This is a genomic window from Thermaerobacter composti, from assembly GCF_033582035.1.
GTDB classification, from domain to species: Bacteria; Bacillota; Sulfobacillia; order Thermaerobacterales; family Thermaerobacteraceae; genus Thermaerobacter; species Thermaerobacter composti.
In genome coordinates, this window is record NZ_CP132508.1 from 2,637,348 (window position 1) to 2,662,012 (window position 24,665).

19 protein-coding genes are annotated in these 24,665 nt (G+C 67.8%); 12 read left to right on the top strand and 7 right to left on the bottom strand.

The window, feature by feature from the left end:
- Positions 1-12: 12 nt before the first annotated feature.
- Positions 13-666, top strand: coding sequence for an archease (locus Q5761_RS10685; RefSeq protein ID WP_318750593.1), 654 nt, complete (start codon positions 13-15; stop codon positions 664-666).
- A gap of 55 nt (positions 667-721) precedes the next feature.
- On the opposite strand, the gene phnE is transcribed toward Q5761_RS10685, so the two are convergent.
- From phnE to Q5761_RS10700, 3 genes are read right to left on the bottom strand one after another with little or no spacing between them, the layout of a single operon-like run.
- Positions 722-2,554 carry a phosphonate ABC transporter, permease protein PhnE gene (gene phnE / locus Q5761_RS10690; protein WP_318750594.1) on the bottom strand — a complete coding sequence of 611 codons (1,833 nt, stop codon included), beginning with the start codon at positions 2,552-2,554 and terminating at the stop codon, positions 722-724.
- On the bottom strand, positions 2,551-3,411 hold the full coding sequence (gene phnC, locus Q5761_RS10695) for a phosphonate ABC transporter ATP-binding protein (protein WP_413084513.1): 861 nt from the start codon (positions 3,409-3,411) through the stop codon (positions 2,551-2,553). Before phnC ends, phnE begins: the two co-directional genes overlap by 4 nt.
- Before the next feature lie 12 nt (positions 3,412-3,423).
- On the bottom strand, positions 3,424-4,365 hold the full coding sequence (locus tag Q5761_RS10700) for a phosphate/phosphite/phosphonate ABC transporter substrate-binding protein (protein ID WP_318750595.1): 942 nt from the start codon (positions 4,363-4,365) through the stop codon (positions 3,424-3,426).
- A gap of 525 nt (positions 4,366-4,890) precedes the next feature.
- On the opposite strand from Q5761_RS10700, the gene modA reads away from it, so the two are divergent.
- From modA to Q5761_RS10715, 3 genes are read left to right on the top strand one after another with little or no spacing between them, the layout of a single operon-like run.
- Positions 4,891-5,736 carry a molybdate ABC transporter substrate-binding protein gene (gene modA, locus Q5761_RS10705; RefSeq protein WP_318750596.1) on the top strand — a complete coding sequence of 282 codons (846 nt, stop codon included), beginning with the start codon at positions 4,891-4,893 and terminating at the stop codon, positions 5,734-5,736.
- Between the two features lie 33 nt (positions 5,737-5,769).
- Positions 5,770-6,471, top strand: coding sequence for a molybdate ABC transporter permease subunit (modB, locus tag Q5761_RS10710; RefSeq protein ID WP_318750597.1), 702 nt, complete (start codon positions 5,770-5,772; stop codon positions 6,469-6,471).
- Entirely contained in the window at positions 6,468-7,619 is a 1,152-nt protein-coding gene (locus Q5761_RS10715) for a substrate-binding domain-containing protein (protein ID WP_318750598.1), read from the top strand. The genes modB and Q5761_RS10715 overlap by 4 nt, the downstream gene beginning before the upstream one ends.
- Before the next feature lie 151 nt (positions 7,620-7,770).
- Here the strand turns inward: Q5761_RS10715 and Q5761_RS10720 are convergent, their stop codons facing one another.
- Complete coding sequence (locus tag Q5761_RS10720) at positions 7,771-8,433, bottom strand: hypothetical protein (RefSeq protein WP_318750599.1); 663 nt, start codon at positions 8,431-8,433, stop codon at positions 7,771-7,773.
- Between the two features lie 631 nt (positions 8,434-9,064).
- Here Q5761_RS10720 and Q5761_RS10725 point away from each other — a divergent pair.
- From Q5761_RS10725 to Q5761_RS10760, 8 genes are all read left to right on the top strand, one after another.
- A complete protein-coding gene (locus Q5761_RS10725) occupies positions 9,065-10,285 on the top strand; it encodes an IS110 family transposase (RefSeq protein ID WP_135224359.1) in 1,221 nt (406 codons plus the stop codon).
- Between the two features lie 1,009 nt (positions 10,286-11,294).
- Positions 11,295-11,576, top strand: a complete 282-nt coding sequence (locus Q5761_RS10730; protein WP_318750600.1) for a ParA family protein — start codon at positions 11,295-11,297, stop codon at positions 11,574-11,576.
- A gap of 565 nt (positions 11,577-12,141) precedes the next feature.
- Positions 12,142-14,187 (top strand): P-loop NTPase fold protein, encoded by a 2,046-nt coding sequence (locus Q5761_RS10735; RefSeq protein ID WP_318750601.1) that lies wholly within the window; start codon positions 12,142-12,144, stop codon positions 14,185-14,187.
- A gap of 681 nt (positions 14,188-14,868) precedes the next feature.
- Entirely contained in the window at positions 14,869-15,480 is a 612-nt protein-coding gene (locus Q5761_RS10740; protein WP_318750602.1) for a metalloregulator ArsR/SmtB family transcription factor, read from the top strand.
- A gap of 595 nt (positions 15,481-16,075) precedes the next feature.
- Positions 16,076-16,783, top strand: a complete 708-nt coding sequence (locus Q5761_RS10745) for a M28 family metallopeptidase (protein WP_318750603.1) — start codon at positions 16,076-16,078, stop codon at positions 16,781-16,783.
- Positions 16,784-17,075: 292 nt separating this feature from the next.
- Positions 17,076-18,203, top strand: a complete 1,128-nt coding sequence (locus Q5761_RS10750) for an IS110 family transposase (RefSeq protein WP_318750604.1) — start codon at positions 17,076-17,078, stop codon at positions 18,201-18,203.
- 562 nt (positions 18,204-18,765) lie between these two features.
- On the top strand, positions 18,766-19,884 hold the full coding sequence (locus tag Q5761_RS10755; protein WP_318750605.1) for a transposase: 1,119 nt from the start codon (positions 18,766-18,768) through the stop codon (positions 19,882-19,884).
- Positions 19,885-20,222: 338 nt separating this feature from the next.
- Entirely contained in the window at positions 20,223-21,353 is a 1,131-nt protein-coding gene (locus tag Q5761_RS10760; protein WP_135224365.1) for an IS110 family transposase, read from the top strand.
- A gap of 181 nt (positions 21,354-21,534) precedes the next feature.
- Here Q5761_RS10760 and Q5761_RS10765 read toward each other — a convergent pair whose 3' ends face one another.
- The 3 genes from Q5761_RS10765 to Q5761_RS10775 form a co-directional block, all read right to left on the bottom strand.
- Entirely contained in the window at positions 21,535-21,747 is a 213-nt protein-coding gene (locus Q5761_RS10765; protein ID WP_318750606.1) for a hypothetical protein, read from the bottom strand.
- Positions 21,748-21,869: 122 nt separating this feature from the next.
- The gene (locus Q5761_RS10770) at positions 21,870-24,176 is read right to left on the bottom strand and encodes a heavy metal translocating P-type ATPase (RefSeq protein ID WP_135224367.1); all 2,307 of its coding nucleotides are present in this window, start codon (positions 24,174-24,176) and stop codon (positions 21,870-21,872) included.
- A gap of 33 nt (positions 24,177-24,209) precedes the next feature.
- Positions 24,210-24,578, bottom strand: coding sequence for an ArsR/SmtB family transcription factor (locus Q5761_RS10775; RefSeq protein ID WP_135224368.1), 369 nt, complete (start codon positions 24,576-24,578; stop codon positions 24,210-24,212).
- Between the last annotated feature and the right edge of the window lie 87 nt (positions 24,579-24,665).

The window sequence follows — 24,665 nt, forward strand, 5'->3', positions numbered from 1 at the left end:
AGGGCCTCGACGATGACGGGGAAGCCGTTTCTAACCGGACCCCATGGGCCCGGGGATGGCCCCGGACCTCGCGCTGCCCCGGTCGTCACCCGATGGGGCTACCTGGATCACACCGCCGACGTCGCCTTCTGGGCGGAGGCACCCGACCTGCCGGGCCTCTTCCACGCCGCCACGGAAGCCGTGCTCGGCCTCCTCTTGGAGCGTCCGCCCCGGCTGGTGCAGGGCTGCCCGGACCGGCCATCGCCGGTGCGCGGCGAGCCCGGCACCCAGACGCCCTCCACGGCCCCCGGCCGAGGGGGGCCCAGGCCGGCGGGTCCGGACGGCAGGCTCCAGCCGTTGGAGGCACGCCTCACGGCCCCGGACCTGGAGGGCCTGCTGGTGGGGTGGATCAACGAGCTGCTCTACTGGGTCCAGGACCGGCGGCTGGTGCCCGTCGCCCTGGCCCTGGACCCGGTGCCGGGGGACGACGGGTGGGCGCTCGCGGCGCGGGGGTGGGGCACCCCGCTGGATGTGGAGGCCATGGGCTGGCAAGGCGAGATCAAGGCGGCCACGTATCACCAGCTCGAGATCGCCCGGCTCGCCGACGGCGACCGCGGCGGCGATGGCCGCCACGCCGGGGCCACCCCCGGGGGCGGCTGGCGGGCCCGGGTGGTCCTGGACGTCTGAGCGGATGGATGCGCCTCCTCCCCGGCTGCCGCCGCGACCCCGACCTCGACGGCCGCTAGACCAGCCGCCCGCGCAGACGCGAGCTGACCGCGTCGACCACCAGGACCGTGGCCAGGATCCCGAGCAGCACCATGCCGACGTTCTCCCAGTTGCGCAGCTGGACGTTGAAGATCAGCGAGGTGCCGATGCCGCCCGCGCCGATGACGCCGACCACCGTCGCGGCCCGGATGTTGATCTCGAAGCGGTAGAGGGCGTACGAGAGGAACTCCGGGAGCACCTGGGGCAACACGCCGTGGCGGAAGGTCAACAGCGGCGACGCTCCCACGGCCTGCAGGGCCTCGATGGGATCGCGGTCCACGGCCTCCACCGCCTCGGCATACAGCTTGCCGACGGTGCCGATGGAGTGGAGCCCGACCGCCAGGACGCCGGCGAAGGGCGACGGCCCGACGGCCGCCATGAACACGATGGCCAGCACCAGCTCGGGGAAGGTGCGGATCGCGTCCAAGACCCCCTTGCCCACCACCGCGGCCGTCGCCGCCACGTTGCGCGCGGCCAGGAAGCCGAAGGGGATGGCGATCACCGCGGCGATCAAGGTGCCGAGGAACGCGATCTGCAGGCTCTCGGCGACCCCCTCGAAGACCTTCCCCGCGTAGTCCCAATTGGGCGAGAGCAGTCCGCGGAAGACGGGCCCCGCGTCGCCGACCAGGGCGAAGTCCATCCCGCGGAGCGCCCAGCCGTAGAGGGCCACCAGCGCCCCGATGCCCAGCCCGACCCGCCACCACGGCCGCCGCGGCGGCGGGGGCCAAGACGGCGGGCGGGACGACGAAGCGGTCCCAGTCCCCCCCGAACCCTGCCTGCCTCCCGCCGTCGCAGCGGCCCCAGTCCCCACGTTGCCCGCGACCTCGGCCGGACGCGTGGGTTGGACCGCGGCCCCGTCCCGGGGAAGCGCGGCGCCCTGGGGCCATCGCGCCAGGCCGGGTTCCTCCGCCAGGACCACCCGGTCGCCGGCGCCCGGCGCGGCGGCCCCCTCCACCAGCCGCTGCCGCCACCGGGTGCTGATCCAGTCGACCAGCACCACCAGCGCGAAGAGCATGATCACGATGGCCATCAGCCGGTCGTACCGGAAGAACGTCAGCTGGGTCATCATCGTGGAGCCGATGCCGCCGGCGCCGACCAGACCGAGGACGGTGGAGGTGCGCAGGTTGATCTCGAACATGAACAGGGTGTAGGCGATGAAGTGCGGCAACACCTGGGGGACCACCGCGTAGACGACCCGCGCCAGGCGGGAGGCGCCCACCGCGTCGAGGGCCTCCAGGGGGCCGGGGTCGATGGCCTCCACGGACTCGCTGACCAGCTTGGCCACGATGCCGGCGGAGAAGAGGGTCAGGGCCAACACGCCGGCGGTGGGACCGATGCCGACGGCCGGCACCAGCAGCGCGGCCCACACCAGGTCGGGGATGGAGCGGACCAGGTTCATCACCGCGCGGGAGACCTGGTACAGCCACCCCGTGCCGGCCACGTTGCGGGCCGCCAGCAGGCTCAGCGGCACCGCCAGGATGGCGCCCAGGGTGGTCCCCAGCAGGGCGAGCCGCAAGGTCTCCAGCAGTGGACCCAGCGTCTCGGGCAGGTACTCCCACTCGGGCGGCCACATGCGACGCAGCATGCGGCCGACGGTGTCGATGCCCTCCCACAGGCTGCGGAGGCTGACATCGGTGCCGGCGGAGCTCCACAGGTAGAGGACGACCAGCACCACCAACCAGAAGACGGTCTCGACCCGCCCGCGCAGGGCCCGGGCCCAGGCCGGCCGGCCAGGGCCGCTGGGGCCCGGATCGGGGTCGGCCGCCGCTCCCCTGGGGCTCGTCCCGCCCACGTCCCGCGGCGCCGTCACCGGCGGTCATCCTCCCCCTGGGCGGGCACGGCACCGACGGCGCCCTGGCCCGTACCCAGCGCCACCCCTTCGGCGCCGCCCCGGAAGTCCTCCGCGCGGACCGGCCGCCCGTAGATCTCCTCGAAGGTCCTCTCCGTCACCGTCGCTGCGGGACCGTCGAAGACCACCTCCCCGTTGCGCATGCCGATGATGCGGTCGGCGTACGTCAGGGCCAGGTCGATGAAGTGCAGGTTGACGATGGTGGTGATCCCGTCCTCCCGGTTGATGCGGCGCAGGTCGCGCATCACCGCGTGGGAGGTGGGCGGATCGAGGCTCGCCACGGGTTCGTCGGCCAGGATGATCTTGGGACGCTGGCAGAGGGCCCGGGCGATGGCCACCCGCTGCTGCTGGCCGCCGGACAGCTGGTCGGCCCGCGTCCACGCCTTGTCGGCGATGCCTACGCGCGCCAGGCACTCCAGGGCCAGCTCGACGTCCTCCCGCGGGAACCAGCCCAGCAGCGCCCGCCAGGTGGGGGTGTGGGCCAAGCGGCCGGCCAGCACGTTCTTGATCACGGACGAGCGCTTGACCAGGTTGAAGGTCTGGAAGATCATGCCGATGCGCGAGCGCAGGCGCCGCAACTCGGGTCCCTTGAGCTTGCCGACGTCGACGCCGTCCACCAGGACCTGGCCCTCGGTGGGTTCGACCAGCCGGTTGATGCACCGGAGCAGCGTGGACTTGCCGGCACCGCTCAGGCCCACAATGACCACGAACTCGCCCGGGTTGATCTTGAGGGACACGTCCCGCAGCGCCCGCACGCCGCCCGGGTAGACCTTGCTCACGCGTCGGAACTCGATCAACGGGTTCACCTTGCCGTCCATGCTCTTCGCACGTCAATCCGCCAGTTCCTCGAGATCGATGCCCATGTCCTTCGCCACGCTGCGGATGATGTCGAAGTCGTCATCCTGGGCGTCGGTCAGCCCCTCGATCTCGTAGATGTCGAACAGCACCTTCTTGCCCTCTTCCGTCTGGGCGATCTTGACGAAGGCGTCGTGGATGCGGCGCTTCAGGTCGTCGCTCAACCAGCTGACCACCGAGATGGTGTCGTTGGGGATGGGATCGCTGTAGGCGATGACCTTGACCTTGTCCATGACGTCGGGGTAGTCCTTCTGGAGCAGCGTCCGCGCGTCCTCGAAGCTGGCACCGGCGTCCGTCTGCCTGTTGTACACGCTGAGCACGGCGGCGTCGTGGCTCCCGGCCATCACCGGCTGGATGTCCTTCTCCGGATCGATGCCGTTGCGCTTGAGCACGTGCGCCGCGAAGAGGTACCCCGAGGTCGACGCGGGGTCCACGAAGGCGAACTTCTTCCCCTTCAGCTGCTGCAGGTCGGTGATGCCGCTGTCGGCATGGACGAAGATCTGCGCCCGGTAGCTGTCCTTCCCCTGGCGGACGGTCTTGAACATCACCTCGACCGGATCGCCGCGGTCCTTGGCGATGACGTAGGCGAAGGGGTTGAGGAACCCGATGTGGACCTGCTCGGCCGCCATGGCCTCGACGAGGCCGATGAAGTTGGTCGAGACGAAGACCTCGACGGGGATGCCGAGCTCCTTGGAGAGCATCTCCCCCAGCGGCTCCGCCGTCTCCTGAAGCGTCGTGGCGTTCTGGGACGGGACGAATCCCATCACCAGCTCCTCCGGGTCCTTCGCCTGGGGCTGCCCCTCCTGGCCGCTCTGGCCCTCCTGCGCCTGCTGGCCGCCGCCACCGCAAGCGGCGAGGACGAAGGAGGCAACCAGGAGCAACGCAACGAGGAGCGACGCGCCTCTGCGCTTCGGCACCTGCGGCCCACCCCCTGGAATGGACGCTTGATGGGGCCACCGGCGGCCACCGCCGGCGACCCGGCTGCCTCTGCGTCGGGCCCTCCAAGCCCACAAGAGGATTATCGACGGAAGCTCCACTTCCTCCCGCCGCGGACACGAATCTCCCGCCGCGGGCACGAATGCTCGCCGGCCTTCGGACCGTCCCGTTCGGACCGTCCCGCACGGCGGAGCCGGTGCGCCAGCCTGGCCCGCCCGCCGGCACCGACGGACGCGACGCCGCGACGGATCCCCCGTCGCCGGGCGGATGGCACGATGGCCGACCCCGTCTCCACCAGCCGGCTTGCGGGTCCGCACCGCACGGTTCGCGGGGGGCCGCGGGCGTCGCCGCGGCGCTACGCCGGGCGCGGTGCCCGTGGCCCTGGCCCGCCACTGCGACTTGCATCAAGTCACCGATCGTTGCTAGAAAGGAGACACCTCGTCCCGCCGGTCCGGCGGATGGAACGGCTCGAACGGCGGCGAGGTGCCCCAGGACGGAAGCGGGGGATGGTCGTGTCCTGCCGGATCCGCCCGCGCTCGGCCCGCGTCGCCGGCGCGCTCCTCCTCGTACTCCTGGCCGCTGGGGGCGTCACCGCCTGTCAGGCCGCACCGAGCTCCCCAGGGCCGGTGCCGGGCCAGGACGCCGCCGCAGCCCGACCGGTAGAGGTGCTGGTGTCGGCCGCCGCCTCGCTCCAGGACGCCCTGCGCGAGGCCATGGCGGACTTCGACCGGGATCACCCGGCGATCCACGTGCGCTTCAACTTCGGCTCCTCGGGTGCCCTGGCCCAGCAGATCGAGGCCGGAGCGCCGGCCGACGTCTTCATCGCCGCCGGCCAGCAGCCCATGGACCGGCTGGTCGAGAAGGGTCTGGTCGACCGCGACGCCGTGCGCGTCCTCGCCCGCAACCGCATCGTCCTCATCGTCCCGCGGGGTGAGGCCGGGCGTGTACGGGGGTGGCTGGACCTGACCGCGGAAGAGGTCCGCCGCATAGCCATCGGCGACCCCGCCCACGTGCCGGCCGGCCAGTACGGCCGCCAGGTGCTGGAGCACCTGGGCCTGTGGGCGAGGGTGAACGCCAAGCTGGTCCTGGACCAGGACGTGCGGGAGGTGCTCCACCACGTGGCGGCGGGTGAGGCCCAGGCGGGCATCGTGTACCAGACCGACGCGGCCACGTCTGACCGGGTCGCGGTCGTCGCCGAGGCCCCGCCCGGCAGCCATCGGCCGGTGGTCTATCCCATGGCCGTGCTCGAGGACTCCCGCCACCCCGCCGAGGCCGCGGCCGTGGTCGAGTTCCTCCTCTCCGCCCGCAGCCAGGCGGTGCTGCAGCGCCACGGCTTCCTGCCGCCGCGCTGAGGGAAGCCGAGGCGTGAGGGAAACCGAGGTGAGATGGTGGACGGCCCGGAGCTCGGGGTCACCCTGCGCATCTCCCTGGCCATCGTCGTCGGCGCCACGGCCCTGGTGGTAGCCGCGGGGCTGCCGCTGGCGGTGGCGCTGGCCCGGCCGGGGTGGCGGGGCCGGGGCCTCGTGGACATCCTGGTGACCCTGCCGCTGGCCCTGCCCCCCACCGTCCTGGGCTTCTACCTGCTCCAACTCATCGGCCGCACCGGCCCCGTGGGCTGGCTGACGGAAAGGCTCTTCGGCGGCACCCTGGTCTTCACCCCGGCGGCCGCCGTGCTGGCCGCAGCCGTGGTGGGCCTCCCCCTCTTCGTGCAACCCGCCCGCGCGGCCCTGGAAGAGGTCCCGGCGGAGGTCCACGAGGCGGCGGCCATCGACGGGGCCACGGGCTGGGACCACCTGCGCTTCATCACCCTGCCCCTGGCGTGGCGCGGCATCGTCACCGGGGTGCTCCTGGCCTTCACCCGCTCGCTGGGCGAGTTCGGTGCGACCCTGATGGTGGCGGGGAACATCCCGGGGTCCACCCAGACGCTGTCCCTGGCCATCTACAGCGCCGTGCAGGCAGGCCGGGAAGACGTGGCCGGGCGGCTCGCCCTGCTGTTGACCGCCGTCGCGGCCCTGTCCCTCTGGGCGGGCACCCGCTGGCGGCGCGGGGCCCATGGGCCGGCGGCCGAGAGGAGGATGTGGCTGTGAGCGGGCGGCTGAGGAACCGGGTGCGGGAGGCGCGGTTGCGCCTGGGGCTCAGCCAGCAGGAGCTGGCGGCGCGGACGGGCGTCACCCGCCAGGCCATCGGCGCCATCGAAGCGGGGACGATGGCCCCGTCCGCGGCGGTGGCGCTGCGCCTGGCCCGGGCCCTGGGGTGCCGGGTGGAAGACCTCTTCTGGTTGGATGAAGAGCCTCCGGAGATCGAGGCCGAGGTCGTGACGATCGATCCCGGCGAGACGGAGCCGGCCCCAGGACCAACGCCCGTCCGCTGCGCCCTGGCCCGCGTGGGCGGCCGCTGGGTGGCCCACCCCTTGCGGGGAGAGAGGGCCTTTGCGACGGAGCTGGTCCCCGCCGACGGCCTGGCCCGGCCGGGTTCCTCCCCCCGGCGCTGGCGGGTGCGCCTGCTGGACCGGCCGGAGGACCTGGCACGAACGGTGGTCATCGCCGGTTGCTCCCCGGAGCTCTCCCTCTGGGCCCGGGCCGCCGAGACCACCCACCCGGGCCTGCGGGTGCGACGCCTGTTCGCCAACAGCGTCACCGCCCTCCACCTGCTCCGGCAGGGCGCCGTCCACGCGGCCGGCGTCCACCTGGTGGACCCCGCGACGGGGGAGGAGAACGCCCCCTTCGCCCGCCGCCTGCTGGGCGGCCAGGCCGTCGTCCTCGTCCACCTCGGGGTGTGGGAAGAGGGGCTCGTGGTGGCCCCGGGCAATCCCCTGGGCGTGCGGGGGGTGACCGACCTCGCCCGGCCCGGCGTGGCGATCGTCAACCGCGAGCCGGGCGCCGGCGCACGGCTGTTGCTCGAGCAGTGCCTGGCCCAGGCGGGCGTGCCGCCGGCGGCGGTGGCCGGGTTCGACCGCGAGGTACCCGGCCACCTGGAGGTGGCGCGGGCCGTCGCCGGCGGACAAGCCGACGCCGGCGTCAGCACGGCGTCGGTGGCGGCCGCCTACGGCCTCGGGTTCGTCCCGTTGCGGGCCGTGCGCTACGATCTGGTGGTGCGCCGGGAGTACCTGGACGAACCGGCGGTCCAGGCGCTGCTGGGCACCCTCGACAACCGGTGGGTCCGGGCCCAGCTCGCCGCCCTGGGCGGCTACGACACGACGCGGACGGGCGAGGTGGTCGCCGAGCTGGCCGGCTAGGTCCGGCACCCGTGCCGCAGCCAGTCAGCGCCGCGACCTGGAGGAACCCGCCGCCGGTCCATCGGTTCACCCGGGTCGCCTCGCACGCCAACCCGGTCCCCGGAGCCGCCCGGCGCGGCGCCCGCCCGCGCTCCTCGGCCGAGCCCGCCCTTCAGTCCGTCCGCGCGACCCCAGCGGACGCCGGTTCGGGCTGCGGCTCAGGTTCCGGCTGGGGTTGCGGCTCGGGTTGCGGCTGAGGTTGCGGCTCGGGTTGCGGCTGGGGCTGCGGCCCGGGCTGCGGCTCGGGTTCCGGCGCCGGCCGCGGAGCAGGCTTCTTCGCCTTGGGCTCAGGTGCCGCCACGAACCGCACCGCCTTGGCCTTCTTCACCGCGACGACGATCCACTGGCCCTCCCTGGCCTCCAGTCGAGCCTGTACCCGCTTCCAGGCGTACGGGGCCAGGTCGAACCCCTCGCGCGCCACGACGCGGAAGGCGTACTCGCCGCCGGCGGCGACGATCACGAACCCGTCATCGTCGGCCACCAGCACCCCTTCCACGGTCTTCGACCGGGGTGCGGGAGCCTTCTTCCCGGGAGCCTTCCTTTCGGGAGTCTTCTCCCGCTGCTCGGTCCGGTCGCCGTCGTCCCGTTCCTGGTCGTGGCGCGCCCCTGCCTTCCCATCGACGACGACGACCTTCCCTCGGGACGACGACGGGCCCGCGCCGGCCTTGGACGACGCGTCCGCGCTGCGCTTGCCCCCCGCCAGGGCCAGGCCAGCCAGGGCACTCACCAGCGTAGCGGCCAGCACAACTACGGCGATTAGGCGTTTCCGACCCACTCTGACCACTCCCGCGGACGATGGGATCGACGATGCCACTCACTCCAAAAGATCTTCGGCGCATCCCGGGGGAAGACATGGGCCACAAGTCCCAATTTCGTGGGACCACTCCACGACGCGCGCCCCGGTGGGCCTGGCAACGGCGCGTCGTTCCGCGTCGTTCGTGGGGGGTGGACGTCCTCTTCTCCCGCCCGGGCCGCAGGACCAGCCGCTGGCCGCACCGCCGTAGTCTGCGGGGTTGGAGTAAGACTGCAGCATTCGCGAGAGACAAAGGGGCCATACCCTGTGCGGGTATGGCCCCAAAACGCTTGCCACGCTTGGCCTTCTTTTGTGGGCGTTCGGTGGGCGCGGGAGGACTCGAACCTCCGACCTCTTGAATGTGAGTTCTCGGCCGGTTATCCCCCCTCGTGGGTTATAGTCCAAGCAGGTTTGGACCCCAATTTTCGCCAAGTTTCGTCAGGGCCGGAGGAGGTCCAATCCCTCCTCGCCGTGCGACGGCCTACGTGAGACCGACCCCTCCGGCACCTGGCGAATTCGCTACCAAACGGTTGCTAGGGCGTCGTGCCGTGAGCACCGGTTCCACGAGGGCACCGTTGGTGGCGATCGACATCCAGCCCGGGAGGTTTGGAGCATGCTGCGCGTCGGAATCGACCAGGGCAGCCAACATCACGACGTCTGCCTGGCTCCCGAGGGGCAGGCCCCTTCCTACCTCCGGGTCCCTAACGATGCCGACGGCCTGCAGGAACTGCTCGCAGCGATCCGGCGTCTGGAGCCGAACCCGGCGCAGGTTCACGTGGCCATCGAAGGTTCGGGGCAGGGGCTATTCGTCGCGGCCCTGCTCACCGCGGGCTTCCAGGTCTATCCCGTCAACCCCAAGGCGGTGGACCGCTACCGGGACCGCTTCTCCCCGGCCGGCAGCAAGGACGACCGCCGGGATGCCCTGGTCCTGGCCGAGATCCTGCGCACGGACCGCCACCGCCTCCAGCCCCTGCGCCTGGAGAGCGAAACCCTACGCCAGCTCCGGGTGGTCTACAGCCATCACCAGACCCTGGTGGAAGAACGCACCCGGCTTCTGAATCAGCTCACCGCCTGCCTGCGGGCTTACTACCCGCGGGCCCTGGAGCTGTTTGCCGACCTGGGCCGGCCGGTGGCCTGGGCCTTTTTGCGCGCCTTCCCGACCCCGGCTCACTTCGCCCGCGCCCGCCGGTCCCGGATCGAGAAGCTGTTGCGCCAGCACCGTTACCCTGGCGTCGCCGCCAAGACCGCCGAACTGCTCGAGCTCGCTCGCAAGCCCCAACTCCCGGCCGATCCGGCCACCGTGGCCCTTTGGGCTCGCCGCATGCTCTTTCTGGTGGATCAGCTCGAAGCCGTTTGCCGCGAGCTCGAGGCCTGTCACCAGCAGTTGGAGACCCTCGTGCAGGCGCACCCGGACGGGGATTTGTTTCGATCCATGAAAGGCATCGGCACGGTCCTGGCCGCCGGCCTGATCACCGTCTTCGGGGAGGACCGCCAGGCCGTCCCCAGCGTCCGCCCCGTCCAATGCCGGTCGGGGACGGCCCCGGTCACCGTCCGCAGCGGCAAGACCGTCCGGGTCCGTTTCCGTCGCGCTTGCAACAAGCAGGCTCGGAACACGGTCCAGCAGCTCGCCCAGCAGCTCATCCGGCACCACGACTGGGCCCGGGAGATCTACCAGGCCCACCGCGACCGAGGGCGTCACCATCATGAAGCCTTGCGCATCGTGGCCCACCACGCCCTCCGGGTCCTCTTCGCCATGTGGCGGGATCGCCGGCCCTACAATGCCGCTGTGTTCGAGACCGCTCGTCGCCAGCGGCAACAGCCCAAGGCCGCGTAGCGCCCACGGGCACGTTCCTCAGCAGCCGCTTTGTCAAAGATCACATCCCCGACTACGGGGACTTGATCCTAGGGCGTCTCATCCCCCTGTGTCCCGGAAAGCCTTGTTCTGCAAGATTTCTTGGCTCTTCAGTGTCCCCGTGCATCCCCGTGCATCAGGACCTTTCCTGCTTCGATTGCAGTAAGATTGCAGTCAATTGCAGTCACTCCGACGCCTGGCGCCGCCGCCATAACTTCACTGCTGGTGGGTAGGAAGGAGCGCCGGAAGAACCCGCGACCCCGCCTGGATCGTACCGGTTGGAAGGCACCCTTAAGGGGGGCGATCATCATGAGGCGGATACAGCCGGTTACAGCCTCCGTTTTTCTCCTCCCGGGTTGCGGGAGCGACTTGCAACATTCCCACCGAGTAAAGGCTCTACGGGAGCGGACTCAGGCCCTCGAGCAGCCCCACGAGGAACTTGAAGCCCACATGGAGCAAGGCCACGAAGGACCGGCACACCTGGTGAAGATGGTGGGCGATGTCAAGGCTTACCAACAGGCCACGTAGGCCAGCGAGGAAGCCCTGGAGAAGCAGGTCAAGAAGTGGGCGGAGGACGTGGTTGCTAACTTGGAAAAGACGCAGAAGGCCGTCGCATAGCCTCGTGTGCCGAACTGCCCGGACCCCGCGGAGGCTGTTGCCAACGCCTTCAAGAACTCAACCGACGAGGCGGTTTATGTGGACCTGGGCGATGAGATGAATCCTGGCGGGCCGTCCAGGTGACGGCGGAAGGCTGGCGAATCGTGCCCGGATTTGGACGGCTGCCTACCCGGTGAGGCGATGGGCCCGGGCCGACTGCACTTCCAGGCCCATTCTCTTTGCTGCCACCCTATTGCCACCGTACTTGCGTGACTCAGCGTGGTCTGGTGTGAGTGAATGTGACTGGGGCTGACGGGCGAAAGCCCCTGTGGGAGATCATTCTTCCGGCTTCTTCCGGCGAAGGTGGATTAGCGTCTCTGGCTGGCGCCACTGGATGATTTGGGGGGATGAGATCGACCACACTGCGAACGTGTTGCTGCTCCAGATCGCAGTTGGCGAGGCTCCGGGCCGGTGCATCGGCGATGTCGGCAAGTTCTACGGCATGCTCCGGGAGAAACTGAACGAGCTCCTAACTGCGGAGGAGCCCTTTGATTACGTGCTCCTGGACACTCCCCCGTCTGCGGGAACCCTGACGACCATCGGCCTGCTTGCCGCAGACTTCATCCCGCTAGAGCCGGAGCCGTTTGCACTGCAAGGGCTCGATACCTTTGAGTAGCTGGTGGAGGACCTTCTACGGATTCCAAGTCATGAGGCCCCATGTATCGGCTATGTGCTGAATTACCGGCTGTACCGCGCTGGCCTACGGGATGAGGTAGCGGCCAGCCGTCTGGGAAAAGAAGGGATCCCTTGTGTTTGAAACCACGCACATTACGGTCCATGTGGCGATTGCGGAGGCGGCGGATCACGGGCTGCCGGTGCTGGACTATGGGCCGAAGCGACGGGCCAGTAAGGACTTCCTGGCCTTGGCGGAAGAGTTTCTGGAATGGGTAGAGCGCCTACGCCGGCGTAAGACGCCCACGAAGGAGGTGAGCGAAAGCCCCTGCAAATCCGACGCCCGGAAGTGCAGCCCCAGCAGATGCGGTTCGCTCTCTGGAGGGAGGGCAGCGCGAGGCTACGCATGAGCATAACGAGAGCTGGTCCGGATTGAAATGAGGGTGCTCGTCTGACAGCGGTACGCGGAGCGCCTCTCCGGATTGCCGGCGGGTGCATGAGCGTCGTCCATCAACGGTTGCCTCGCTCTACTTGTTGAACACACTATTGAATGCGAGGTGCAGTTCCTAGTGATCGCTGACAATCCCATCCGACGACCTGAGCATGATACTTTAGGTCGAGCGCCAGCAGCTCGTTCATTTGCCGAACAGATTCTGTCACTTGATGCATCAGAAGGCATCGTTGTCGGCGTGCTCGGACCTTGGGGTTCCGGTAAGACCTCATTTATCAATCTTGCCTGTTGTTATCTCAAGGACAAAGGACTAACTGTTATTGATTTCAACCCGTGGATGTTCAGCGGAACTGAACAGTTGCTTAACCACTTCTTTAGTGAGCTGACTGCCAAACTGAAGCTTCGAAAGGAGTTATCGGAAGTTGCTAAACTTGTCGAGGAATATGCTGCAGCCTTCTCCGGCATGACCCCATGGATCGACCTTGTAGTTAGTGTGGCAAATGTCTTAAGAAAAATATTTGGCAATGGAGAAACCGATCTTGATACTCGCCGCAAACGGGTCGAAGACGCCCTATTATCTCTGCCACAACCAATCATTGTAGTAATGGACGACATTGATCGGTTGGCAAGAAACGAAATCCGAGAAGTATTCAAATTGGTGCGACTAATAGCTCGCTTTCCTAACATCATCTACGTGTTAGCCTTCGACCGACTCATGGTTGAGAAGGCTCTCCGAGAGCCAGGAATTTCAGGTCGCGACTACCTTGAGAAGATACTTCAACTCGTCGTAGATCTGCCGGCGGTGTCCCCAGACATTTTGCAGCGACAACTACTCCAGGCCATTGATGAGGCCCTAGCGGGAATCGACGATCCCGGACCGTTTTACGCAGACGCATGGCCTGATATCTTCATGGAAGTTATTCGACCCCTCGTGCGCAATATGCGAGACGTCCGTCGATTTGCCACAACAATACGGGGCACCGTCAGGAGTCTCAATGGACAAATTGCACTCACTGATGTTCTAGCGCTCGAGGCGATTCGCCTATTTCTTCCCGACGTCTTTGCTCAACTACCTTTCGCAGTAGACGCACTTACCACAGTGTCGGACTCCATAAGTAGAAGCGACGATCACCTTAAGGCCGCGATCGATACCCTTATCAACGCAAACGAGACCCACTCAGGGGTAGTCAAATCCATGATACGACGGCTGTTTCCCGCGGCACGACGGCACATCGAGAACAACGTCTATGGCCCAGAGTGGATAAACATATGGCTCCGAAAGCGGCGCGTCGCACACAAAGATATCCTGAGACTTTATCTTGAGCGCGTTGCCGGAGAGGGGTTACAGGCCTTTACTGATGCAGAACGAGCGTTCTCAGTAATGGCGGATAGAAAGCTCTTCGAGACGTACTTGCGGTCTCTTGACCCGCAACGCTTGGAGGATGTGATCGCGTCGCTAGAGGTGTTTGAAGATAGGTTTTCTAAAGAACATGTAGTTCCTGGGACAATTGTTCTTCTCAACCTACGTCCCGAACTCCCGGAGCGTCCGCGAGGCCTCTTCGATCTGGACCCTCGCCTCGTCGTGGGCCGCGTGGTCTACCGGCTCCTGCGGTCGTTGAACGATCCCGTTGCTGTAGAAAACGCCGTAAGGGCCATTTGGCCGGAACTCACTTCTCTTTCTGCCAAACTACAGTTGATTGACATTGTGGGTTATCGTGAACACGTGGGACATAAACTTGTATCGGAGACAGCAGCAGCCGAATTCGAAAGGACCTGGCGGTCCGAGGTTCGTGCCGCACCCGTTACTGAGCTCAAGCACGAGGCCGATCTTTTGCGGGTACTTCTGGTTGCAAAACGATATGCAGAACCTGATGAACCTGCCCCTGAAATTCCCGACATGCCGGAACTTACCCTAGCCATTTTGCGCGCCGCACGAACCGAAGTACGTAGCGTAATAATAGGCAGCCGAGCTATTCGACGATCGCCACGACTTTATTGGGATTCCTTGGTTGAAGTCTTCGGCGACGAGGAATGTCTCAGGCAACGAGTAAACCGGCTTAAAGCATCGTTGCCTGAAGAATCGTTGTCTGACGAAGATAAGGAACTACTCCGTTTGGTAGACAAGTACCTCGAGGGGTGGAGGCCACCTGATTTTGATGAATAGAGGGCGAAAGTTACAATGCCCGGCACCGACAATCCCCGGCTGCCTGGCTACTGGTCAGGTTGACGGCCTCCGGCGGATCGTCACGAGAGCCCCTTAACGGCCCCGAGAAGGGGCCTTTTTTTGTTGGCGCGACCCGTAGGCCCCAAAACGCCGCACCTAGGGCAGGGGCCTGAGCCGCGTAAATACCTGCCCCCCACTTGACAGGACGGATAGCCCATTGACATATCAAGGTTTCTTGATCTAATAATAGAGCCATCAACATATATTGATGGGACTGGGGGCCATGTTGGAACCCCAGGGGATGGCGGCAGTAATGGACGCTGAGTCGGAGGCCACCTTCGGCTGGGGTCAGTCCCGGATGCCGGACCACCTGCGAGGAATGACAGATGGCTCTCGGGCTCGTGAGCCCCTGCGTACTCGCTGGTCATGGTCCGGGGTCCTCAGGAGTTTGTCTGCAATGCTCTCCGCCGTGGCGGCCTTCCCTCCCACCAAACCGGAGTGGAGGTCACAGGCTACGGAGTCGGCCGCGGACTCGGGCGCGATGGCGATGACCCGGGTGCAGGCTGACCGTGGGCGCAGGTGCGGGGAGCAACCCGGAAGCTTTGGTCCCGTGGCGCCGCAGACAAACGCCTGCTGCAACGCCTGCTGTTAACGGTGGCCTACTGATGGGAGGCGGCAGTTGTGCTGGAACTAACGAGACCGAGAACCGTAGATGCCGCGGAACCGGACGAAGCGCGCTGGCTGGCCGGCATGGGGCGTGCCCTGTCCGATCCCGCCCGGATCCGTATCCTGTTGCTCCTGGCTGAGGGCCGGGCGTGCTGCGAGGGGTTGGAACAGAGAACTCCGGCGGGACCCGACGATGGGCTTTGTGTCTGCGAACTCGAGTCCCTCCTCGGCCTCCGTCAGTCCCTCGTTTCATACCACCTCCGTCTGCTCAAGCAAGCCGGCTTGGTCCGCGAGACCCGGCGCGGCCGCTGGTCCTATTACGCCCTGGACCGCACGGTCCTCAAGGAGCTGGCCGACAAGCTGTCCGCATTAGCTTCAGCCCTTCCTCCCGAACCGGCGGACCGCTCGCGGGACGCGGGGGTCGGGGCGGACCTGGACGGAAAGGGGGTGACAAAGATGAAGGACACGCGTGATCCACGCGAGCGCCGGCACCAGCAGCCAGGCGGCTTCGGCGCCGCGGCGCCGGCGACCACCGGCTGCTGCGGCGAGGAGTCGTGCTGCGGCGATACGCCTGAGCAGGCTACGGCTTGTTGCGAAGAGCCGGCGTGCTGCGACGACTGCTGCTAACGATCAGGCACGGCAACGCGGGAACCGGAGTGTCTCCAGAAAGGGCCCCGGTTTGTGGGGTGAGCACGGGATGCAGAAGGCGATCCCAGAGCCGTTGCGGCAGGCACTGGCGGCCCTCGACGCGGAGGCCATGCTGGCCACTGTCCGCGCTCTCTGCCGCCCGGAACTTGGCGGGCGGGCTACGGGCTCGCCGGGACAGGCGCGGGCCCGGCGCTGGCTGATGGCCAGCCTCCGCCGGCTAGGCCTGCGCCCAGAGTTACACCGCTTCCAGGTGAGAACCCGCCAGAGCCTGGGCACGGCGACTGTCGTGTGGACCCTCTTGAAAGGGCCAGCTAGGTCACTGCGACGCTGGGTCGACTTCACCGAGCACCCGCGCTCCGCTCCGGTTCCCGCGCCTGCCCGTGGCCCGCTCAAGGTCTGGGATGGTCGTACTGTCCCACGTGATGCATGGGTTCTGCTGTCGGGCGGAGAGGTGCGGCGCGGTGAGCTGCTCGCCACCCTTGCCGCCGAGGGTGCCCTCGGGGTTGTGGTGCCTCGCCGCGCCGGTCCCGATGGATGGCTCGCTAAGCATGTTTCCACGGGCCCAGTTCTCCCGTTGCCGGTTCTTACAGTGCGTGCCGACCTGGCACAGCACTTAACCGGCGGGATGCTGGAGGTCGCCCTCCCGGGGAGCACGGAGCAAGTTGTTCGTGGGGCCAACATCCTCGCCCGGTTCCCTGGTGCCATCGGGGAGGCACTCGTCCTGATCGGTGCCCACTACGACGGCGTCGGGGATGACACGGACGGGACCCGCTTCCCGGGGGCGTCCGACAATGCCACCGGCGTGGCAGTGGTTTTAGAGGTTGCGCGGATCCTGGCCCGGGTCGGCCGTCCCGACGGCCTTCAACTGGCCTTTGTCTTCTTTGATGCGGAGGAACTGGGCGCCCGGGGCAGCCGGAGTCTTGCCCGTATGCTGGCTCGGTCGGCCCCGGTACGGCCGGGATGTCTGGTCCAGGTGATCAACGTAGACACCGTGGCCCGCCTCCGCGACGCGGTCTGGGTGGAAGGCGGTCCAGGTGCAGACCCCCTCCTGGCTGCCCTGGACCGGGCCGGGCGGGCGCTGGACATTCCCCTGCAGCTCGGTCCTGTGGCCTCCGACAACCGTGCCTTTGCAGCGGCGGGCTTTCCCGCCGTGGGTATTGCCACGGGCGGCGACCGGAGCCATCTTCCTTCCGACGTTCCCGGCGTGGTCGAACCCGAGGCGTTGTTAACCGCGGCGCGACTCCTCCTGGGCGCTCTGTGGATGCTTACGGACCAGACTTGACGGCGCTCCCTCCGGCCCTGTTGAGGCAGTTAGGCCCGGCGGCCAAGGTGCAATTAAGGAAAGGGGAGCTTCCGAAGTGAGGTTGGCACCGCCTTCCCTCGCATTGCCGCACTGAGACAAAAGGCTTCGCTGCCTGAAGAGGCATTGTCTGAAGACGATGCTGAACTATTTCGCTTGGTATCTTGAGGGCTAGTCACAATGAACGAGGCCGGCCCCGTTTCGCAGGTGCGTGGGTTACGCTGGACGTGCCTGCGTCCCAGGCGCAGAGCCACATGCGAAAGGGGCCGGTGGTATGAAGAATATCACGAAATTCGTGGGTCTGGACGTCCACCGGGACACGATCGCGGTCGGAGTGGCGGACCGCGAGGGCGGTCGCGGGCGGTACTGGGGTACCATCCCGCACCGCCCGGAAGCCGTGCGCAGGTTGATGGAGCAGCTGGGGCCCAAGGAGCGGCTCTTGGTCTGCTACGAGGCAGGGCCCACCGGATACGGGCTCCAGCGCTTGCTGGCCTCCCTGGGGATCGAGTGCATCGTGGTGGCCCCGGCGCTGACGCCCACGCGCCCCGGGGACCGGGTCAAGACCGACCGCCGGGATGCTGTGCGTCTGGCGGAGCTGCTGCGGGCCGGCGAACTGGCTCCGGTGTGGGTGCCCGGCGAGGAGGACGAGGCGCTGCGCGACCTGGTGCGGGCGCGGGAGGATGCCAAGCAGGACCTTTTGCGTGCACGCCACCGGCTGAGCAAGTTCTTGCTCCGGCACGGGATCCGGCCGCCGCAGGGGGTGCGCCGGTGGTCGGGCCGGTATCGGGAGTGGCTGGAGGGGCTGGAGCTGGGGCAACCGGTCCTGCAGCGGGTGTTGCGGGAGTACGTCCACGCCATCGATGAGATCGAGGAGCGCCTTAAGCGCCTGGAAGCGGAGATCCACGAGCAGGCCACGGCCAGCGTGCACGCGCCGGTGATTCAGGCTCTGCAGGCGTTGCGCGGGGTGGGCGAGGTGGTGGCGGTGACGGCGGTGGCCGAGGTCGGGTCGTTCTTACGCTTTGCCCGGGCGCGGCAGTTGATGGCGTACGCGGGGATCGTGCCCAGCGAGTATTCCAGCGGGGCACGCCGCAGGCGCGGTGCGATCACCAAGACGGGCAACGCGCACCTGCGCCGGGTGCTGGTGGAGGCGGCGTGGTCCTACCGCCACCCGCCGGCGCTCAAGGCGAAGATTCGGCAGCGCTACGAGGGGCAACCGCCAGAGGTGCAGCGGATGGCGTGGAAGGCGCAGGAGCGCCTGTGCCGCCGCTACCGGCGCATGATCGCGCGGGGCAAGCCGCACGCCGTCGCGGTGACCGCCGTCGCTCGCGAATTGCTGGGCTTCATGTGGGCGATTGCTTGTTGGGTAGAGAGGCAGCAGCAGGACGACCAGACCGTTGCGTGAGGGTCTACCAGCGTAAGGAGTGGGGGTGAAGGCAGTTTTGCGGTAGGCGGGTTGAATTCCGGGACCGGTACGGGGGAACCCTCGACGGTCGCTATGCGGCAGGCACGGCCTCGTCGACCCGTGCTCCTAGTCTGAGGCAGCCCCCGACGGATGGCGTGGGATGCGGTAACCAACCCGCGGATATCAGCGTGCCAACCGTCGGAAGCATACCCGGGACTCACCCGACTACCGCAGCTGTTGCGGACGGGGCTTGACGGCCTCGTTCATATCAGCGATACGATGGCTAGCGCGTTTCCACTGTGGTGACGTCCTAAACTGTCTGTAAACACGAAGCGGTCTGGGCTACCATCGATGGCGTCGGAAAACTCGTCCCAGCTGGGGCATACCGAGGAGGACCCAGACCGATGTCCAGGATACCACCCAGCCAGCAGTTGGCGGAGCTGGCGCAATCACTCAGCCAAAATGTAACCGAAGGGGGTCCCGGATCACTCACGGAGAAATCTTACCGAAGGGACGTGCTGTGCCAATGTCGCTCGCCAGCCGCCGGGAGTATCTCGCCACCATGCGAGAACGGTATTGGGCGGCCCGAACCCGCCGGGAACGAACCGAGATCCTGAACGAAGTCCAGCAAGTCTGTGGGTATCACCGCAAGTACGCGATCCGGGTCCTCCGACAGGCCACGCCGCCGGCCCCGGCCAAGCGCCGTCGCAAGCGGGCCCTGCGCTACCTCGAGGCCTTGCCGGTCATCGCACGGATCTGGGAAGCACTGGACTACCCTTGCGCCGAACGGCTTCACCCGGTGCTCTTGCCCATGGCCGAGCACCTGGCCGCCCACGGGGAAGTCGTCCTCACAGACGCCGTGCGCGAGGCCCTCCAGAAGATCAGCCGCGCCACCCTGGCCCGCCGCCTCGCTGCGATGCCCTCGCCCAAGCCGCGCCGTCGGCTTCCTCGTCCGCGACCGGGGCTTCTGCAAAGCCAGATCCCCATGGCCACCTACGACTGGGACGAAGCCCGGCCCGGGGCCTTGGAGGTCGATCTGGTCGAACATAACGGCGGCTCGACCGCCGGCCAGTACGCGTACACCCTCAGCATGGTCGACATCGTGACGGGCTGGAGCCGCCGCCGCGCCTTGCTCGGCCGAAGCCAGCGCGCCGTCCACGAAGCCATCCAGGACCTGATCGCCCAATGGCCCTATCCCGTCTGGGGCCTGCACACCGACAACGGTGCCGAGTTCGTCAACCATCACCTGCAGCGGTACGCCAAGGTACACCACCTGACGTTCACCCGCAGCCGCCCCTATCGCAAGAACGACAACGCCCACGTCGAGCAGCGCAACCGCCAGCTGGTCCGGGAGATCGTCGGCTATGCCCGCTACGACCGCCCCGAGCAGGTCGAACAGCTCAACCGGCTCTACGCCCGCTTGGACCTCTACGCCAACCTGTTCCTCCCAACCCGGAAACTCAAGAACAAGGTCCGGGACGGCGCCCGGGTGCGCAAATCCTACGACGCCGCCCGGCCCCCGCTGGATCGCATCCTCGAGCGCGACGTGCTCTCGCCCGAGGAACGGGCGCGCTGGCTGGCCCTTCGCCAGTCTCTCAACCCCCTAAAGCTCCATCGGGAGCTGGACGACCTGATCGCTGGCCTCCAGCAACCCCCGGAAACGGCCATGTCCGCCGATTGAGGTGTTCGGTAACATCCTTACGTGAGTGATCAGGACCCGATGGGTAACATTTTTAGCTGAGTTGTCGGCATGATCGAAGTACAAGCCCCCAGCGGGCGGCAGGACAAGCGTGGCCGCCTCGGTAAGGGTCTGTGCAGACCCGTAGGCGGCCGTTTGGCGGGGCGCAGGCAGGAGGGACGGCCGCGCCGTGTCGTGGGCTTCGAGCTCGGTGAGTTGTCTGGTCGGCCCCCTCCTGCGAACCGCCTACATGGGCGCGGCTTCGGCCGATAGCCCGGACAGGTGAGTGCGCTGCGATTGCCGTCTGCGCCCCAAGAGCCCGGGAGAGGGGGAGCAACGCCGTGCCACGGTATTTCGGGCTGGACCTTCACAAACGGTACGTCCACGGCTGCGAATGGCAGGTGGACGCGCAAAAGGGAAGGCATTTCCGGTTCCCCAATTCGGAAGCCGGGTGGGCGACCTTCGTTGAGCAACTGCGTGCTGATGACGAGATCGCCCTCGAGGTCACCGGAAACGCCTTCAACGTGCACGACTTGCTTTCGTCGTACGCCGGTAAGGTCCTGCTGGCCAACCCCCTGGAGCTGAAGCGCTTGGGAGCAGGTCGGCACACGGATCGCGTGGATGCCGAACGGCTGGCCAAGATGCTGGCCCTGGGGATGGTGCCGGCCGTGTGGGTGCCACCGCGGGAGGTCCGCGACGTCCGGTGCCTTTTGCAATATCGGGACCGGTTGGTCCGGAACCGGCGGCGGTACCTGACCCAGGCCAAGTCCGTGTTCCAGCGACACGGGCTCCCCATCCCGCGGAAGGTGGACCCCCGGCAGTGGCTGAACCGAGAAGCCCTGAGCCAGTTGCCGCAGGCCGAACGCGTCATTCTCCTCAACACGCTCCGGCAGCTGGAGGCTGTGGACGCCGACCTCCAGGCCGTGGAAGCGGAGATTGCGCGGCAGGTGGCCGGCCAGCCGGGCGTTCAGCTTCTGCTGACGATCACCGGGGTGGGCCTCATCACTGCGGCCACCGTCTGGGCGTATCTTGGGGATCCGAGCCGCTTTCGAACGGCCAAGCAGGTGACGCGGTATGCCGGCCTGGACGCGTCCGTCCTTCAATCCGGTGAACAGGACCACCGGGGGCGCATCAGCCGGAATGGCAGCAAACTGCTCCGCACCGCGTTAGTTGAAGCAGCTCACTCCGTCGCCCGTCACGATCAGGGCCCCCTGGGTGCGTTCTACCACCGGAAGCAGCGTCAGATCGGGCGCCACAAGGCCATCGTGGCCTTGGCCCGCAAGCTCCTCATCGTTGCCTGGCGCATGCTCCTTACGGGCCAGCCTTACCGGGCGGCGAAGCCGCAGCTCGTGGCACAAAAGCAGCGGCGCCTGAGGGAGGCGGCACAGGCTGTTGTCGATTGGGATGCGGTGGCCGAGGCCCTTTGGCCTGACATCCTCGAGGAACCCCACCGTCGGCGAAGAGTGGCTTGATCGCTGGCGCCTTGACTTCGATCACAGGTGACACGGCCAATCACGCGGGGAACATCATGGGGGGAAAGGGAAGAAGAAGAGGCGGCCGGGGCTCCTGGTCCCCGGCCGCCCGGGAGAGGATGGCGGTTCCCCGTGGCGCCGCAGCGCCCGGCGGGGCGGCTCGCGACCCGCCACTCCTCGGTCACGACATGGGATGGCTGAAATGCATCTCGAGGTGCTCGATCTGGTCGCCGTCCAGGACGAACTGCGCCGCCGGCGCGGTGATCCGGATCAGGCGGTTCTGCAGGTCAAACTGGGTGTCCCCGAGGTGCAACTCGAACTTCTGGCCGGACGCAAGGGTCACGATCACCTCGCCCCAGCGCTCCAGTTCCGCCTTGACGTGTTCCAGCCGCACGCCTCCACACCTCCTTCCACCCTGCGCGCCGCCGGCGGGCGGCCGCGCGCCGCGGCAAAGGCCCCGCATTCTCATCTATAGAAATGCCGGTCCACCGCGGCCGCATACGAAGGCCGAAGGTCCTACCCCGCGCGGAGAACGCGGGTGGCGTTGAGGATGGCCAGCAGGGAGACGCCGACGTCGGCGAAGACCGCCTCCCACATGGAGGCCACGCCGGCGGCCCCCAGGAGGACGAAGATCAACTTGACCCCGAGGGCGAAGGCGATGTTCTGCTTCACGATGCGCCGCGTGGCCCGGGCCACGGACACGGCCGTCGCCAGCCTGGCCGGGCTGTCGTCCATGATGACCACGTCGGCCGCCTCGATGGCCGCGTCGGAGCCGAGGCCGCCCATGGCCACGCCGATGTCCGCCCGGGTCAGCACCGGCGCGTCGTTGATGCCGTCCCCGACGAAGGCGAGGGCGCCGATTCGTCCCTCGCGGCGCCGCTCGGCGTCCAGCCGCTCCACGGCCTCCACCTTGTCCTCGGGCAGCAGGTTGGCGCGCACCTCGTCCAGGCCCAGGGCCGCGGCCACCTTCTCGGCGACGGACCGGTCGTCCCCCGTCAGCATGACCTGGCGCCGGACACCCAGTTCCCGCAGGGCGCGCACGGCCGCCGCCGCCTCGGGCTTGATTTCGTCGGCGATGACGATGCGTCCCGCCAGCACGCCGTCCACCGCCACGTAGACCACCGTGCCCTCGGCCTCGCAGGTCTCGTGGGGGATGTCCTCACGGTGCAAGAGCCGGTCGTTGCCGGCAACGACCAGTTGCCCGTCCACGCGGGCACGCACGCCGTGGCCCGCGACCTCTTCGTAGCCCGCCACGCGCGACCGCTCTACGGCCCGGCCGTAGGCCTCGGCGATGGAGGCGGCGATGGGGTGGCTGGAAAAGGCCTCGGCGTGGGCGGCCAGCTCCAGGACCCGGTCGCGGGAGAACCCGTTGAAGGGCGTGACCTCCACCACCTTGAAGACGCCCCGCGTCAGCGTGCCCGTCTTGTCCCAGACCACGGTGTCCAGGCGCGTCAGGGCGTCCAGGTAGTTGGAGCCCTTGACCAGCACGCCCCGCCGCGAGGCGCCGCCCAGGCCGCCGAAGTAACCCAGCGGGATCGAGATCACCAGCGCGCACGGACACGAGATCACCAGCAGGACCAGCGCCCGCCGGAGCCAGTCGCCGAACGCCGCCCCGGGCACCACCAGCGGGGGGATCACCGCGACGGCCAGGGCCGCCGCCACGACCGCCGGCGTGTAATAGCGCGAGAAGGTGGTGATGAACCGCTCCGTGGGCGCCTTGCGGGCGGCCGCCGTCTCCACCAGCCGAAGGATCTTGGCCACCGACGACTCGCCGAAGGGCCGGCTGACCCGCACGGTGAGCAGGCCCCGGGTGTTGACCATGCCCGCCATCACTTCGTCGCCGGGTTCCACCCGCCGGGGTACCGATTCTCCCGTGAGGGCGGAGGTGTCCGCGAAGGACGAGCCCTCCACCACTTCCCCGTCCAGGGGGATGCGCTCGCCGGGCCGGACCACGATTTCCTCGCCCACGGCCACCGCCTCGGGCGGGACGCGCAAGATCTCGCCGTTCCGCCGCACGTGGGCGTAGTCGGGCCGGAGGTCCATCAGGGCCCGGATGGAGCGCCGGGAGCGCTGCACGGCCAGGTCCTGGAAGAACTCGCCGACGGTGTAGAACAGCATGACCGCCACCGCCTCGGGCAGCTCGTGGATGGCGATGGCGCCCGCGGTGGCCAGGGTCATCAGGAAGTTCTCGTCGAAGAACTGCCCGCGCCGCGCGTTGCGCAGGGCGGCCCCGATCACGCCGTGGCCGACCCACACGTAAACGGCCAGCAAGGCGGCGTCCACCGCCAGGGCGAGGGACGTGCCCTCCAGCCGGGGGTGGAGGAAGGTCGCCGCCAGGAATGCCAGGGTGGCCAGGCCGATGGCCGCCAGGCGGCGGTAGGTGGAGTGACGTTCCTCCTCTTCAGCCGGCCGCTCCGCCTGGCCCGTCGCGCCCGTCCTTTCCTTGGCGGAAGAACCAGGCGCCACCGCCTCCCCGGTGGCCCTTGCCACGGCTTCCCCCGCGGGATGGGCCGCCGCGCCCGGCGCCGGGTGCGGCCCGTGGGGAAGAACGCTCTCCTGAAGAGTCCCGTTCCGGGCGGCAGCCCCGGTATCCTGACGCGGCGGGACGAGCCGGACCCCCGGTTCGACGCGGGCGATGATCTCCCGGGCGCGCTCGACCCGCTCCGGGGGCAGGAGGACGGACCCCGTGGCGAAGCTCACGGTGGCTTCTTCCAGGCCCGGCTCGCGGCGCAGGGCATCCTCGATCCGCTGCGCGCAGCTGGCGCAGTCCATGCCCTCCAGGACATAGCTTTGCATGCGTTCTCGCCGTGTGTCCGTGCTCACCCGCAATCCCTCCAGCACGCTCAGTAGCGCGGGTCAGCGTTCTTCTTCGTAATGCTCCTGGGCCACCTGGATAAGCCGCAAGACGTGCTCGTCGGCCAGGGAATAGTAGACGTTCTTGCCCTCCCGCCGGTACTTCACCAGGCGCATGGTCTTCAGCAAGCGCAGGTGATGGGAGACGGCGGGCAGGCTGAGGTCGAGGATGGCCGCCAGGTCACAGACGCAGAGTTCCTCGTCCGCCAGCAGGTAGAGGATCTTGGTCCGCGTCTCGTCGGCCAGGGCCCGGAACAACTCGGACAGACCCGCCACTTCCACGAGTCGCTCGCGCAGGGCAGTGACGCGCTCGCCGTTGGGGTCGAAGCTCGAGCACACGTCATTGCGGGCTCCTTCCCGCGCTGTGGTCACCGGGTGGTTCCCCCTCATTTAACACTTTCACAATCGTTTAATCATATCGTAGCCACCTGCGGTCCTTGGCGTCAATGGCGCGCAATC

Coding starts and splice junctions, on each gene's coding strand:
- modB (WP_318750597.1), top strand. CDS start 5,770: ATGGTGGACGGCCCGGAGCTCGGGGTCACCCTGCGCATCTCCCTGGCC.
- Q5761_RS10730 (WP_318750600.1), top strand. CDS start 11,295: ATGATTTGGGGGGATGAGATCGACCACACTGCGAACGTGTTGCTGCTC.
- Q5761_RS10725 (WP_135224359.1), top strand. CDS start 9,065: ATGCTGCGCGTCGGAATCGACCAGGGCAGCCAACATCACGACGTCTGC.
- phnC (WP_413084513.1), bottom strand. CDS start 3,411: ATGGACGGCAAGGTGAACCCGTTGATCGAGTTCCGACGCGTGAGCAAG.
- Q5761_RS10685 (WP_318750593.1), top strand. CDS start 13: ATGACGGGGAAGCCGTTTCTAACCGGACCCCATGGGCCCGGGGATGGC.
- Q5761_RS10755 (WP_318750605.1), top strand. CDS start 18,766: ATGCGAGAACGGTATTGGGCGGCCCGAACCCGCCGGGAACGAACCGAG.
- modA (WP_318750596.1), top strand. CDS start 4,891: ATGGTCGTGTCCTGCCGGATCCGCCCGCGCTCGGCCCGCGTCGCCGGC.
- Q5761_RS10750 (WP_318750604.1), top strand. CDS start 17,076: ATGAAGAATATCACGAAATTCGTGGGTCTGGACGTCCACCGGGACACG.